The 13158-nt window shown below is 74.3% G+C and carries 11 protein-coding genes and 2 pseudogenes; 6 read left to right on the forward strand and 7 right to left on the reverse strand.

Annotated features, from left to right (window positions below; genetic code table 11):
* Both ACWJ6R_RS17500 and ACWJ6R_RS17505 read left to right on the forward strand, forming a co-directional pair.
* The coding region (locus tag ACWJ6R_RS17500) for a transglycosylase SLT domain-containing protein (RefSeq protein ID WP_449063242.1) at positions 1–798 on the forward strand (798 nt) is incomplete at its 5' end.
* Between the two features lie 518 nt (positions 799–1316).
* Positions 1317–1451: a hypothetical protein gene (locus ACWJ6R_RS17505; protein ID WP_449063250.1), complete on the forward strand. Its 135-nt coding sequence runs from the start codon at positions 1317–1319 to the stop codon at positions 1449–1451.
* A 14-nt stretch (positions 1452–1465) separates the two neighbouring features.
* Here the strand turns inward: ACWJ6R_RS17505 and ACWJ6R_RS17510 are convergent.
* Positions 1466–2200 (reverse strand): annotated as a pseudogene (locus tag ACWJ6R_RS17510) (SNF2-related protein); the annotation flags it as partial.
* Between the two features lie 139 nt (positions 2201–2339).
* Here ACWJ6R_RS17510 and ACWJ6R_RS17515 point away from each other — a divergent pair.
* The gene (locus ACWJ6R_RS17515) at positions 2340–2726 is read left to right on the forward strand and encodes a nuclear transport factor 2 family protein (protein WP_189238007.1); all 387 of its coding nucleotides are present in this window, start codon (positions 2340–2342) and stop codon (positions 2724–2726) included.
* A 146-nt stretch (positions 2727–2872) separates the two neighbouring features.
* Here ACWJ6R_RS17515 and ACWJ6R_RS17520 read toward each other — a convergent pair whose 3' ends face one another.
* Complete coding sequence (locus ACWJ6R_RS17520) at positions 2873–3004, reverse strand: hypothetical protein (RefSeq protein WP_449063243.1); 132 nt, start codon at positions 3002–3004, stop codon at positions 2873–2875.
* Complete coding sequence (locus ACWJ6R_RS17525) at positions 2947–3501, reverse strand: TetR/AcrR family transcriptional regulator (protein ID WP_449063244.1); 555 nt, start codon at positions 3499–3501, stop codon at positions 2947–2949. The genes ACWJ6R_RS17520 and ACWJ6R_RS17525 overlap by 58 nt, the downstream gene beginning before the upstream one ends.
* A 38-nt stretch (positions 3502–3539) precedes the next feature.
* Between ACWJ6R_RS17525 and ACWJ6R_RS17530 the strand changes: the two genes are divergently transcribed.
* Positions 3540–3890 carry a rhodanese-like domain-containing protein gene (locus tag ACWJ6R_RS17530; RefSeq protein WP_189238005.1) on the forward strand — a complete coding sequence of 117 codons (351 nt, stop codon included), beginning with the start codon at positions 3540–3542 and terminating at the stop codon, positions 3888–3890.
* A gap of 2768 nt (positions 3891–6658) precedes the next feature.
* Here the strand turns inward: ACWJ6R_RS17530 and ACWJ6R_RS17535 are convergent.
* The 3 genes from ACWJ6R_RS17535 to ACWJ6R_RS17545 form a co-directional block, all read right to left on the reverse strand.
* Entirely contained in the window at positions 6659–7048 is a 390-nt protein-coding gene (locus ACWJ6R_RS17535; protein WP_449063245.1) for a pilus assembly protein TadG-related protein, read from the reverse strand.
* A 383-nt stretch (positions 7049–7431) separates the two neighbouring features.
* Positions 7432–9003, reverse strand: coding sequence for a PH domain-containing protein (locus ACWJ6R_RS17540; RefSeq protein ID WP_449063246.1), 1572 nt, complete (start codon positions 9001–9003; stop codon positions 7432–7434).
* Between the two features lie 278 nt (positions 9004–9281).
* Entirely contained in the window at positions 9282–9851 is a 570-nt protein-coding gene (locus tag ACWJ6R_RS17545) for a PH domain-containing protein (RefSeq protein ID WP_449063247.1), read from the reverse strand.
* 288 nt (positions 9852–10139) lie between these two features.
* Between ACWJ6R_RS17545 and ACWJ6R_RS17550 the strand changes: the two are divergent.
* Together ACWJ6R_RS17550 and ACWJ6R_RS17555 are read left to right on the forward strand one after the other, a co-directional pair.
* Positions 10140–11122, forward strand: a pseudogene (locus ACWJ6R_RS17550) (ATP-binding cassette domain-containing protein).
* Positions 11119–11934 (forward strand): ABC transporter permease, encoded by an 816-nt coding sequence (locus ACWJ6R_RS17555; RefSeq protein ID WP_449063248.1) that lies wholly within the window; start codon positions 11119–11121, stop codon positions 11932–11934. The pseudogene ACWJ6R_RS17550 and the gene ACWJ6R_RS17555 overlap by 4 nt, the downstream one beginning before the upstream one ends.
* A 52-nt stretch (positions 11935–11986) precedes the next feature.
* Here the strand turns inward: ACWJ6R_RS17555 and ACWJ6R_RS17560 are convergent.
* On the reverse strand, positions 11987–13158 hold a 1172-nt coding region (locus ACWJ6R_RS17560), incomplete at its 5' end, for a tetratricopeptide repeat protein (RefSeq protein WP_449063249.1).

Genomic DNA, 13158 nt, shown 5'->3' on the forward strand with positions numbered 1-13158 from the left:
GCGCGCGACGCAGCCGCGCGTGAGGCCGCCGCCGATCTGCCCGCCCCCGGTGCGGTGATCCCCAAGGACCCCGCCCGGCTGGCCCGCGCCCTGACCGACACCACCGCGCGGCTCCGGCGGGCCGTGGACGACTGGATCCGCGACGGAGACCCCGCCCGGGGACGGGCTCCCGAGCCGGTGGTGCTGCTGGCCCTGCACCAGCAGCGCGTCTACCGATACCTGGCCCGCAACCCGGAGGTCGCCTCCCGCACCTATCCGAAGCTGTCGAAGGCCCTGGCCGGAGAGGCGAGGGACAACGTGACGGCCGGCCGGAACCTGCTCTCCCTGGTCCACCCCGTCAGCAGGCCCGCGAGGTTCCGCGTCCGGGAGCCCGAACCCGCCGACGTCCTGCTCGAGCACTTCCGGCACGCCGAGCGCCGGTTCGGCGTCGACTGGGAGGTGCTGGCGGCGGTGATGTTCGTCGAGACGAAGTTCGGCCGCGTGCGCTCGCCCAGCCACACGGGAGCCAAGGGACCCATGCAGTTCATGCCGGGGACCTGGGCCGCCTACGGCATGGGCGGCGATGTCCACGACACCCGGGACGCCCTGCTCGCCGCGGCCAACTACCTGCGCGCCTCGGGCGCGCCGCGCGACTACCGGCGCGCGCTCTACGCCTACAACCACTCCTGGGCGTACGTCGACGCGGTGCGGCTGCACGCGCGCCAGATCAAGCGCGACATCCGGAACTACTACGCCTACTACAACTGGCAGGTGTTCGTGGTCACCACCCGCGGCGACCGCCGCCTCACCGGCCCCTGACCGCGCGTCCCGGCGGTCTCCCTCCGGCGGGCGGCGGGCCGCTGCTCCCGGCAACGGGCCGAGTGCCGCCGACAACGGGCCGAGTGCCGCCGGGAACGGGCCGGGTGGCCCTAAGGAGGAGCCCTCAGGACCTCCGCGGGTGCCGGGAAGGCGAACCGCGAGGACGTCGTGTCCCGCGCGGACCCACGCGCCGCCCAGCGTCGTGGCCATCGCGCCCGTACCGACGATTCCGATGCGCATGATGCGGCTACTGTCCCCGGATCGTCAGCGATCCGGTGTGCTCCGGGGGATCCGGTGTGCTCCGAAGCGCCCCGGGAGGGGGCACCGGTCCGTGACGTTAGGCGGTCCGATGCGCACCGCACGGTGTGCGTCGGACCGGACAGGATGGGGGCATGGAGAAGTCGCCCGGCCCGCCGGGGTCCGCCTACACCGCCGACTGCCAGGCGCGCCTCGCGTTCGAGGTGCTCGCGAACCGCTGGGACGGCGTCGTGGTCTACACGCTCGGCGAGGCCGACCCGATGCGGCCGCGGGCGCTGGTCACCCGGATCGGCGGCATCAGCCCCAAGGTCCTCAACGAGACGCTGCGACGGCTGGAGTACAACGGCCTGTCCGGCAGTTCGGTGAGCACGTCCTGCTGGTTGCGGCGCAGGTAGGCGGGGGCGATGGCCTTGCGGAAGGCCCGCGCTCCGGCGGCGGCGCCGCTGCCGCGGAGACTCGCGGCCAGCTCCGGCTGCAGGTAGGAGACCAGGACGCGGAACTCCTCCACCCGGTTCTCCATCGGTGTCCCGGTCAGGAAGAGCACCCGTTCGGCGTGCCGGCACCACTGGGCGACGGCTCTGGAGCGCCGGCTCTGCGGGTTCTTGACGTAGTGCGCCTCGTCGACCACGAGCATGCCGACCTCGACGGCGCCCGGCGCCTTCATCCGGTAGAGGCTGTCGAGGGTGACCACGGCCACGCCGCCCTGCCGTACCCATTCCTCCTCGGCCGCCGAACGGTCGGTTCCGTGCAGCGGGTGAACGCTCAGGGTGCTGCGTGAACGGAGTTCGCGCAGCCAGTTGATCAGAACGCTGGTGGGGCAGACCACCAGGAAATGAGTTCTCCCCTCCGCCTTGAGATGCGCCAGAGCGGCGATGGCCTCGATCGACTTGCCCAGGCCCAGCTCGGCCCGGGCCAGTCCGGCGCGGAGCGCGCCGAGCGCCCCTTCGGCCTCCTTCCGGGCCCGGGCGTACTCGCCGAGCAGGGCGCGCGCGTCTCCGAGCAGGCGGTGCGCGTCCTGGCAGAGGACGTCCGCCTCCTTGGCCGGGAGCCGCCCGCCCTCCGGTTCGGTCACGCTCACGCCCCCGTCTCGCCGGACCGGATCGATGAATCGCGGGGCAAGGCCCGGTAAGGCCCGGCCGATCATCAATCTACCCGGGAAGTCCCGGAGAAGCGCTCCAGGCGGCGTCGCCGGACGGTTCCTTCCCGCGTGTCCGCGCCGAGAGGCATCATGTCCACGTCAGTCGCCGCGCCCGCAGCGGGGACGGCGGAGAGAAGGGTTTCCCATGTCCGACCAGACGCTCACGGACGAACTGCACGAGGCCGAGCGGCGCCTGCAGGCGGCGCAGCTCGCCGGAGACGTCGGGGAGCTGGACCGGCTGCTCCACGAGCGGCTCGTCTTCACCGGCCCGCCGGACGGCGCCTGCGTCACCGACGCCAAGCAGCTCGACCTGGACAACCATCGCTCGCGGACGCAGGTCATGACGGAGGTCGTCCAGGAGGACCTCACCGTGCTCGTCGAGGGGCGGACCGGCGTGACCTGTTTCCTGGGCAGGCTGGCGGGCACGTTCGCGGGCGAGCCGTTCGCCGGGCGGATGCGCTACACCCGGACCTGGGTCCACGACGACGAGTACGGCTGGCGCGTCCTGGCCGCCCACGCCGGTCCCGCCTGACGGTCCGGTGCCGATCGCCTGACAGCTCCGGTCCCGGCTTCCCCGTCGGTCCCGGCCGGACGTAAAAGCCGAATCCACACAAAGTGATCAGACCGAGGGGTGGGCGGCGGGCGGGGAGGCGGGCCTCCGACGGCTCTGGATGAGCGTCAGCCCCGGCCGAGCACGAGGGCCCGGACGGCCTGCCTCGCCCGCGCCTCGCCGTACTCCCCGGCCAGGGCCGTCATGTGCTCGGCCGCCAGCGGGGCGAGCAGCGCGTGCGCGAGCGGGTCGCGTCGCATCCCGGACGGATCTCGGCGAGCAGGATCGCCGCGTGCAGACGCCAGAACCGGTAGGCGCCGATCCGGTAGCGCGCGCCGGGGCTGGCGGTCTCGGACATGCGGACCAGGTCGAGATGGTCCAGCAGGTAGTCGAGGTAGGCGTCCACGAAGGCGGAGAGCCGCTCGGCGGCCGGGGCGCCGGGGCCCAGCGGAGGCGGACCGGACAGGACGGCCTCCTGCAGCTCGCGCTCGCGCTCGTCGAGCAGGGCCGCGGCCAGTCCCGACTTGTCGCCGAACCGGCGGAACAGCGTGCCCTTCCCGACCCCGGCCTCGGCGGCGACCGCGTCCATCGAGACACCGTCCACCCCCCTCTCCCGGAACAGCCTCGCCGCCGCCGACAGCACCTTCAGCCGGTTGCGCGCGGCGTCCGCCCGCTCCTTCGGCGTCTCTCCCAGCAGCGTCCGCAGCGGCTCGCTTGACGAAACGGACTGCGGTCCGGTAATTTTCGGGTCGTTCACACAAACGGACTATAGTCCACTTGACTTCGGAGGTCGACATGACCGCACTGATCAGCCGCGACGAGCTGAAGGCCGCGATCGAGGCGGGCACCGTCACCGTCGTGGACGCCCTCGGGGGCGCCTACTACGAACAGCAGCACCTGCCCGGGGCGGTCGCCCTGGTGGAGGGCGAGGTCGCCGTCCGCGCCGCCGAGCTGCTCCCCGACCGGGACGCCGCCATCGTCACCTACTGCTCCAACCCCGCCTGCGGCAACAGCGAGGCGGTCGCCCGGCGCCTGTCCGCTCTCGGCTACACCGACGTGCGCAAGTACCGGGAGGGCATCCAGGACTGGGTCGAGGCGGGTCTCCCCGTCGAGACGGGCCTGCCCGCCGAGCGCGCGGGGGCGTGAGGGGAGACCGCACCCGCCGCCACTCACAGCTCGGACAGCAGACGCTCCGTCTCTCGGGTGGGCCGTACCCCCATCGCGCACAGCGCCTGCGCAGGAGCGTCGCCGCCTCACCCGCCCGGTCCCGGTGGCCGAGCTCCAGCTGGAGGCGGATGAGGCGGCGCCAGGCCTCCTCCGGGTCCGGGTCCAGGGCGACGGCCCGCTCCAGGACGTCGAGCGCGGCCTGCGGGTCTGCGGGCGCCCGGAGCTCGGCGAGCCGGACGAGCACGTCGGTCTGGACCCGCCGCTGCCCGCTGCGCCGGTCGTCGAGCCACTCGCGGGCGAGCCCGTCGGCCAGCGCCCCGCGGCAGAGCCGGGCGGCGCAGTCCAGGGCGTCGATCCGCGACCTGTCGTCGGCGGCCGTGCCCGCCTCCCCGACCACGGCCTCGAAGTCCCACAGGTCCACCGCGACCATGGCCGGGTCGATGCGGTAGGTCCCGCCGTCCCCGGTGATGAACGGGGAGTCCCGGCGGCCCCGGTCCGCTCCGTCGGTGGCTGCCCGCAGCGCGTCGCGCAGGCTCCGCAGGGTGTCGTGGACGCACGCGTCCGCCTCCGTGCCCGGCCACAGGGCGGTACGGATCTCCCCCGTCCGCAGTCCCTGCGGGTGGAGGGCGAGCAGGACGAGCAGGAGCAGCCGGGGACCGTCCACGGGCACCGCCCCGGGGCGGCCCTTCGCCTGGACGACCGGCCGCCCGAGGATCGAGAGGCGTACGGGCTCCGGCCCCTCCCAGACGGGCAGCCCGTCCGCATCCGCCCGTCCCCCGGCGGAGCCGCGGGCACCGCGCCCGCCGGAGGCACCGGAGGCACCGGAGGCACCGGGGACGCCGCCCGCGTCCGCCCCGCCGCGGTTCCCGTCTCCCTCCTCGTCATCCTCGTCATCCTCGTCGAGTCCGTTCCCGACGCGGCCGTCACCGTCCCCGGCGGCCGCCTCGGCGAGCAGGCGCAGGCAGTCGCCCCCGTCACCGGCGGAGAACCCGAAGAGCCGGGCACCGAGCAGTTCCTCGGCCTTCGACCCCCTCGCCTCGCCGATCCGGCCGTCCTGCCCGACCTCGCAGGTGGTCCCCGGCGGCCAGTCGCCCAGCAGCAGCGCCCCGGTGCCGGTCCGCGCGGAGGGGGCCAGCAGCGCGGCCACGTCCCAGTCGAAGATCTCCTCGGTCACCGACGCGACGAGCAGGACGACGGGCAGCACCTCGCCCGGATCGCGCTCCCGGAGCTCCGCGACGTCGGCGGCGCCGTACTCGATCAGCATCCGGCGCCTGCTGAAGTGCGCCTCGGTGAACCGGTCGACCGCCGCGTCGGCCGACTCGACGACCGTCAGCCCCGGTACGGCTCCCGCCGAGGCCTCCCATCCACTCCCGGCGGGCCCGAACAGCTCCCGCGCATCCGCCGTACGGATGACGACCTCGGCGCGGAAGCGCCCGGCCTGCCGCAGCAGGTCCAGGACGATCGCGCGGGCGGACCGGACCGCCCCCGGCCCCGTGAGCCCCAGGCTCAGTCCGGCGAGCTCGACCTCGACGCCGGTCCGGTCGTCACGGTGACCGGCGAGCAGCCGGTCCGGCACGTCGAGGGAGAACGCCTCCCGCACCAGATCGGCGTCGCACGGCAGCGCCTCGCCTCTGTCCGCGTAGGTCCGCAGATGGGCCCGGCGCAACGCGCCGACGACGGGAGCGGGCTCCGGCTCCTCCTCCGGCCCTCCCCCGCTCCCCGCCCCGACTCCAGCTCCGGCTCCGGCCCCGGCTCCAGCTCCAGTTCCCGCCCCGGCTCCGGTTCCGGCTTCCGGTCCGATCAAGGTCGGCGGGAGGATCCTCCGGCGACGGTGGCGGTGGAAGCGCGCGGTGGCGTAGGCGGTGCTGACGCCGGCGGCGAACGTCGCAGAGACCGCTCCACCCGACGGGGTCTCCACGACGAGCACTCCGGGCGACGCGGGCTCCGGCGCGGAGACCGGAACCGTCGTCCCCCCGGAGAACGGGACCGACGCCCCCTCGGCGGCCGGAGCCTGCGGGATACGGGTTCCGGAGAACGGGACCGGCGGGACCCGCGTCACCCCGGAGACCGGCGCCCCCTCGGCGGCCGGGGCCTGGGGGATCCGGTCTCCGGAGAGCGGGACCGGCGTCCCCGCGGCGGCCGGGGCCTGCGGGACGCGGGTTCCGGCCGCCGGTGGCAGGCCGCCCGGATCGGTCGCGTCCTTCTCCAGGGTGATCCTTCTCATCGGAGCCGTAGGCCACGAGTCACCGGCGGCGGCCACCACGATCGTCGAGGGCTCCCGGCGTCCGGTCGGCTGCGGACCGGGTGGCGGAGCCGTGGAGAGCATGCCGACCAGCCGCTCCGCGACGGCCCTCAGCGGCCCGAGCAGCGGAAGGCCGATCTCCACGCCCCGGGCCGCGACGGCGACCTCGGCGAGCAGCGCGACCGTGAACGCCGCCCACAGCAACCAGCCCCCGCCGGTCAGGACCGTGTACGGCAGGCCGTCCGGGAGCGGGCCCGCGAGCATCCGCCGGACCTCCTCCCAGGACGGGGCCTCCTGTGGAATCCGCAGGATCCACGAGGGCGGCGGCGGACCTCCCAGGCGGACCAGCAGCACCGGGATCCCCAGCTCGACCACCGAGAGCAGCGCGACCACCCCGAGAAAACGCGCCATGCGCACGACCGCCCGCGCCACCGCGCGGTCGGCGGTCCCCAGGGCCTTTCTCATCGCGACGTCCCCGCGCGGTCGGCGGCCCCCGGGGCCTTTCTCATCGCGGTGTCCCCGCCACCCGGCGCTGCGCCGTCACCGAGGCCCTGCCGGAGACCTCGAAGGCGCCCACCCCGGCCAGGCCGAGGACCCGGGGCGGCTGGACCACCCGGACGACGACCGTCACCGTGTCGCCGGAGACGTCCACCGTGGCGCTGTCGGAGGTCTCCGCGACATAGGCCAGCGCGGCACTCCGGGCGCGGCCCGGATCGAGCCGCACCTCCCCGTCGCGGCGGTAGGCGCCGAAGTCGAGCTGCCGGGCCCCCGACCGCGCGGCCTCGTACGCCTCGTTGACCGCCCGCACCCGGGCCGCGAGCACCAGGCCCCCGTCCACGACGATCCCGGCCAGCAGCAGAAGCGCCCCGACGACTCCCGCCGCGAACCCGTTCATCGCGACCTCCAGGAGTGGACCGGCGCGGTGAAGGTCGAGGTGAGGTCCGCCCCGCCCGGAAGGTGCGCCATCGCGACGTCCGCCAGCCGTACCCGGCAGGTGACGGTCACACTGACGGCGCCGCCCGGCCGGCGAAGCGCGGCCGGGGACGGCGCGCGTCCGTGCCGACCTGGGACGAGATCATGTTCGGCGCCCGGCGCCCCGACTGACCGGAGAACCGCCCGGCGCCCCGGGGATGTCCGGGGACGTCCGGGGACGTCCGGGGACGTCCGGGGACGCCTCGGAGGTTTCCCGGAGACGCACGAACGCTCCGGGCCGCAGGAACGCGCCGGGTCACCGGCCTGAAGGCGGGGAGCCCACCGCGGGCGCCGGGTGGAGAGCCCTCAGTCGGAGGCGACGAACGGCGCGAGCCAGTCGGGCGTCACCTCCGAGACGAAGGCGACGCCCTCCTCCTCTCCGACGTCCAGCGCCTCGTACCCCCCGCTCCCCGCTCCGACTCCGGCGACCACGGTCAGCAGACCCGCTCTGCGCTGGAACCAGGTCTGGCTGAGCGTCCAGCCCACGACGGCACGCCGTTCCACCACCGCCTGCGAGCGGCGCAGCGACCCCGACCGCACCGACAGGCGGGAACCGTCGTAGGCGTGCCCGAGCGAACGGTAGCGGTCCAGGCCGAGCGGGATGCCGAGCAGCGCGAGCGCCAGCGCCGCCGCCACCAGCCCCCACCAGGGGCCGGACCAGGTCAGCGCGGCCGCCGAGGCGAACGCCGCGACCACGAGCCACGGGAAGACGGCCCGGAACAGCCTGCGCCGGCGTGCCGCCGGGGGATGCGCCCGCAGGCCGGTCGTGATCGGGCCGATCCCCTCCCCCACCACGTCGAGCGCGACCGCGCGGGGCACCACGGGCAGGAGCTGGCCGCGGGTCTGCGAGTCCCCCAGCCCGGTCACGATGGCCCATGCCCTGGCCATCCCCGTCCTGCGCTCGACCAGGCCCTCGACCAGCTCGAACCCGCGCACCCTGCGCCGTTCCAGCGACACGCTCCGGCGGGTGATCAGGCCCCGCTCCGCGATGAGGTAGCCGTCCCGGGCGCGCAGAGTGAAGTCCCAGTTGAACACGGCGTACATCACCACGCCGATGACCGGCGTGACGAACACCAGCAGCACCACGGCGGCGATCAGCAGGGGACGGTGCCCCCACAGCCACTCCGCCGCGCTCCACATGACCCGCCGGTCGACGCCGAGCTCCCCTCCCCACTGGAACGCGGCGCCCACGGCGCCGGCCACCAGCGCGAAGGGGGTGAGCAGGTACGCCCCCGAGAGGGGACCGTAGGCGAGCCATCTGCGCGGCACCACGAAGAAGACCCGCTCCGGGGTCGTCTCGCCGACCTCGTGGCGGAGCGAGGAGGAGGCGTCGGAGCCCGCCGCCGGAAGCCCCGCGAGGACTCCTTCACCCGCCCCCGCACCGCCGTGTCCCACCGTGCCGGAGCCCGCCGTGCCGGGGCCCGGGAGGCCGGCGGTCGCGGGCGCGGTCCTGGCGCGCCGCGCCAGGCGGGCCCGGGCGTGCCAGAGCAGTACGGCCTTGAGCCGCTCCGCCTCGGCCTCGGTCACCCCGTCGAGCTCCCCCTCCTGCTTCTCGTCGCCGCCCGCGCCGGTGTCGATCCGCAGGACGGCGATGCCCAGCAGGCGGTGCAGTGGCGGGTGGCTGACGTCGACGCCGCGGATCCGCTCCAGCGGGATCGTCCGTACCGACCGGCTGACCAGCGCCCGGGTGAGCTCCAGCCGGTCGCCGACGACCTGGTAGGTGAAGGTCGCCCAGCGGACGACGGAGTAGACGACCGAGCCGACGACGCCGAGCGACGCCCAGACGAACGAACCGGACGAGAAGCCTCCGATGAACAGGACGCCGACCAGGGGCAGGAAGAGCGAGGGCAGCATCCGGATCGGATCGGTCAGCAGCACTTTCGGGCTCAGCCGCAACGCCGGGGTGACCGGCGGCGGCCCTCCGTGGCCGGGCGGGGCGGAGTCCGGCGGGACGGAACCGGGCGGGGCGGAGCCGACCGGTCCGCGATCGGGGCGCTCGGCCCCCGGAGACCCGGGGTCCGCAGGCCCGGAGCCCCGCGCTTCGTCTCCCGGCGTGGAGTCCGGCCGTACGGAATCCGGCGGTTCGACGCCCTCGGAAACGGGGTTCGCAGGCCGGGGGTCCGCGGGCCCGGGGTCCGGCAGGGGCGAGGGTCCGGTCACGTCGCGTCGTCCCTCAGTTCCTCGGCTCTGCGCGCGAGTGCCTCGGCGAGCCCCGCGGCCACCCCGTAGTCGAGGCCCTTGATCGTGGACGACCCCGCGTGGGAGGCCGTACGGATCTCGACCGTGGCCAGGCCGAGCACGCGCTCGAACCAGCCCTGGGCCTTGTCCACCGTCTGGATCCGGCTGACCGGGACGAACACCCAGTCCCGGTTGAGCCATCCGGAGCGCGCGTAGACCACGTCCCCGGTGAGCTCCCAGCGGTGCACCGCGTAGCGCCAGACGGACTCGGTGACGGTCAGCAGCGTGAGGCCCACTCCGACCATCCACGGGAGGAACCCGATCTCGTCCGCGACCCAGCCGGGCAGCCAGGACCAGCGGGCGTCCCCGATCCAGCCGGCCAGCAGGACGGAACCGGCGACCAGGAGCACCGTCCAGACCGTCCCCTCCATCAGCCACAACGCGATCGCCTTGCGGGAGACGCGGTTGGCGGGGTCCCTCAGGGGGACCCGTCCGGGCCCCGGCGCCGGCAGGAGGCGGCCGCCGGCCTGGCCTGACGACTCCGTCACGTCCGTGACATCCCCGTTCGTATCGGTTTGGTCGCTCACAACGCCAGCCTAGACGGTCGCGTTCCGGCAGACGGAGTGCCGTACCGGCACTCTCGCAGTGGTCCCTCCGCGGCCCTCCCAGCGGCCCTCCCAGCCGCCCTCTCAACGGCCCTCTCAGCGATCCGTCAGCGATCCGTCAGCACCTCTCCGGCCGCCCTCCCGGTCATCCCCTCGGCCGTCAGCGCGGGCTCAGGAAAGTGTCAGTGGCGACCGTCACTCTGGGAGGGCACACGACGAAGGGAACCGATCATGCAGCATGCCATCCGGGCGGAGGGCCTGGTGAAACGCTACGGGGAGACCCGCGCGCTCGACGGAGTCGATCTCGTGGTCCCTCAAGGGCGCCTGCTGGGCGTCCTGGGGCCGAACGGGGCGGGCAAGACCACCGCGGTGCGGATCCTGGCGACGCTCCTCCGCCCCGACGAGGGCCGGGCCACCGTCGGGGGGTTCGACGTGGTGCGCCAGGCCCACCAGGTGCGCTCGCTCATCGGCCTCACGGGGCAGTACGCCGCGGTGGACGAGATGCTCACCGGCGTGGAGAACCTGGTCATGATCGGCCGGCTCCTCGGCATGTCGAGGGCCGACTCCCGGCGGCGGCCGCCGAACTGCTGGAGCGGTTCGCCCTCTCCGACGCGGGCGGCCGGGCCACCAAGACCTACTCGGGCGGCATGCGCCGCCGCCTGGACCTGGCGGCGAGCCTGGTCGGGCGGCCCCAGGTGCTCTTCCTCGACGAACCCACCACCGGCCTCGACCCCCGCAGCCGGACGGAGCTGTGGAGCGTCGTGCGCGGGCTGATGGCCGACGGGGTGTCGGTTCTGCTCACCACCCAGTACCTCGAGGAGGCCGACCAGCTCGCCGACGACATCGTGGTCTTCGACCACGGCAGGGTGATCGCCTCGGGCACCTCCGACGAGCTGAAGGCGACCACCGGCGCGCAGATCCTCGAGGTCCGGCCGCTCAAGCCCACCGACCTCGACCTGGTCTCCCAGGTCGTCGCCGACGTCATCGGCGAGGCCCCCGACCTGACCGGCGGCAGGGCCACCGCCTCGGTGCACGACCCGGCGGTCGTGCCCGCGGTCGTCCGCCGCCTCGACGACCTGGGCGTCGTCGCCACCGAGCTGGCGCTGCGCAAGTCCAGCCTGGATGAGGTGTTCCTGGCCCTCACCGGCCACCGGGCCGAAGAGGACCCCGCCGCGGAGAAGGAAGCCACGCAGAAGGAAGAGGTCCCGGCATGACCGCGATGACGACGACCGCGGCGCCGGCGGCGGTCCCGGCCGGGCACGTCGGCCCGCTGGCCACGCTCCGGCAGACGATGACGCTGGCCTGGCGCAGCCTGGTCCAGGTCAAGCACAACCCCTGGGAGCTGCTCGACCTGAGCATCCAGCCCATCATGTTCCTGCTGCTGTTCACCTACGTGTTCGGCGGCGCGATCTCCGGTTCGACGGGCGATTACCTGCAGTTCGCCCTGCCGGGCCTCCTCGTGCAGAACGCCCTGTTCTACACGCTGTCCACCGCGATCGGGCTGAACACCGACATCACCAAGGGCGTCTTCGACCGGCTCAGGAGCCTGCCGATCGCGCGGACCGCACCGCTGTCCGGCCGGATCATCGCCGACACGGCCAAGCAGGTGTGGGCCTTCGCACTGCTCGTCGGCTTCGGCATGATCCTGGGGTTCCGGGTCGAGACGAGCGTGATCGGCCTGCTGGGCGCCCTGGCGCTGCTGGTGGTGGTCGCCCTGGCCATGTCGTGGATGTCGGTGCTGATCGGGCTCAAGGCCTCCAGCCCTGAGAAGGTGCAGATGATCGCCTTCTCCACCATGATGCCGCTGACGTTCACCAGCAGCGCGCTGGTGCCGTCGCAGACCTTCCCCGAGTGGCTGAAGGTCTGGTCCGACATCAACCCGGTCACGCACCTGGCCGACGCCATCCGCGGCCTGCTGATCGGCGGCGAGGTCGCCACGGCCTCGATGGTCTCCCTGCTCTGGGCGGCCGGGTTCGCCGTGGTCTTCGCGCCCCTGGCGATCCGGGCCTTCCGCGTCCGGGTGTGAGGTGTTCCCGCCGCGGGGCCGGACGCCGGATCCGGGAAAGGGGACCGGATCCCTATCGGGAAGCCGCCTGGGAGTGCGGCGGCAGCCGGCCCGCCAGGGAGACGACGTCCTCACGGGACAGCGCGCGGCCGCGCTCGTAGTGGAGGGAGAACCCCTCCTCGCCGAGCGCGGCCCTCGCGCGTCCGGTGATCCGCACGTGGTCGAAGTCGACCACCGCCTCGACGCCCCGGACGGTCGCGGCCCCGCCGAGCAGTGCCGCCGCGCCGGCCGGGTCGCCCTCCGACAGGACCAGTCCCGCCAGGCCGATCAGCGCCATGCCGAGCGCGCCCGCGTCCGTCGAGCCCGCCGCCTGCTCCAGCGCCGCCCCCAGCAGGCGGCGGGCCCGGACGAGATCCCCCTCCTGCTCGGCCAGCAGGCCGAGCGAGATGCCGATCACCGCTCTGACCTGCGCCGGCATGCTGGGTTCGGAATCCACCACCCGCAAGGCCTCGGCGTAGCAGCGCCTGGCCTCGGCGAAGTCACCGGCCTCGCGGGCGAAGTCCCCTCGGGCGGCGAGCAGGGACATCCCGCCGACCCGGTCGCCGCTGCGCAGGGCGAAGCGGAGCGACTCCTCCAGTAGTTCCCCGGCCGTCGCCCGGTCGCCCGTCAGGTTGAGCGCGAACGCGAGCCTGCCCCGCATGTAGGCGAGCTCGTCGACCGCGGTGATCTCCTCCAGCACCGCGATGGCCTCGCGCAGCTTCTCCAGCCCCCGCTCCGGCTCACCGCGCAGGAAGTCCAGCTCGCCCAGTACGGCCAGCGCGTTACCGATGCCCCAGCGTTCGCCGAGCCGGCGGAAACCGTCCAGGCAGGCCGTCATCTCCGCCTCGCAGGCGCCGATCCGGCCGGCGGCGAGCTGCTCGGCCCCGAGGAACAGGTGGATCAGGGCCCTCACCCACGGGTCGGGGTGGACGGACATCTCGTCGAGGTGCCCGTCGTCCGGGCGGGCGCCCAGGAAGAGGGCGACGATCGGGCCCGCCAGTGCGATCAGCGGATGCCAGGGCGGCGGGACCTCCTCCCTGGCCAGCCGGATCGCCTCGGTCAGTTCGGCCCGCGCGGCGTCGAGGCGCCCCCCGCGCCGACCGCGTTGATCCCGTACACCGCCCGGGCGAGAGCGAGCGGCCCGGGAGCGCGCCGCCCGCCCTTGCCGAGCACCTCGCGGCCCGGTGGGCGCCTCGGTCCGGTGCC

The sequence above is a fragment of the Planomonospora algeriensis genome (assembly GCF_977012225.1).

Excerpts from the sequence above, each read along its gene's own strand:
- ACWJ6R_RS17505 (WP_449063250.1), top strand. The coding sequence starts at position 1,317 with ATGCGGCCGCGGGCGCTGGTCACCCGGATCGGCGGCATCAGCCCCAAG.
- ACWJ6R_RS17515 (WP_189238007.1), top strand. The coding sequence starts at position 2,340 with ATGTCCGACCAGACGCTCACGGACGAACTGCACGAGGCCGAGCGGCGC.
- ACWJ6R_RS17520 (WP_449063243.1), bottom strand. The coding sequence starts at position 3,004 with ATGCGACGCGACCCGCTCGCGCACGCGCTGCTCGCCCCGCTGGCGGCC.
- ACWJ6R_RS17530 (WP_189238005.1), top strand. The coding sequence starts at position 3,540 with ATGACCGCACTGATCAGCCGCGACGAGCTGAAGGCCGCGATCGAGGCG.
- ACWJ6R_RS17535 (WP_449063245.1), bottom strand. The coding sequence starts at position 7,048 with ATGAACGGGTTCGCGGCGGGAGTCGTCGGGGCGCTTCTGCTGCTGGCC.
- ACWJ6R_RS17555 (WP_449063248.1), top strand. The coding sequence starts at position 11,119 with ATGACCGCGATGACGACGACCGCGGCGCCGGCGGCGGTCCCGGCCGGG.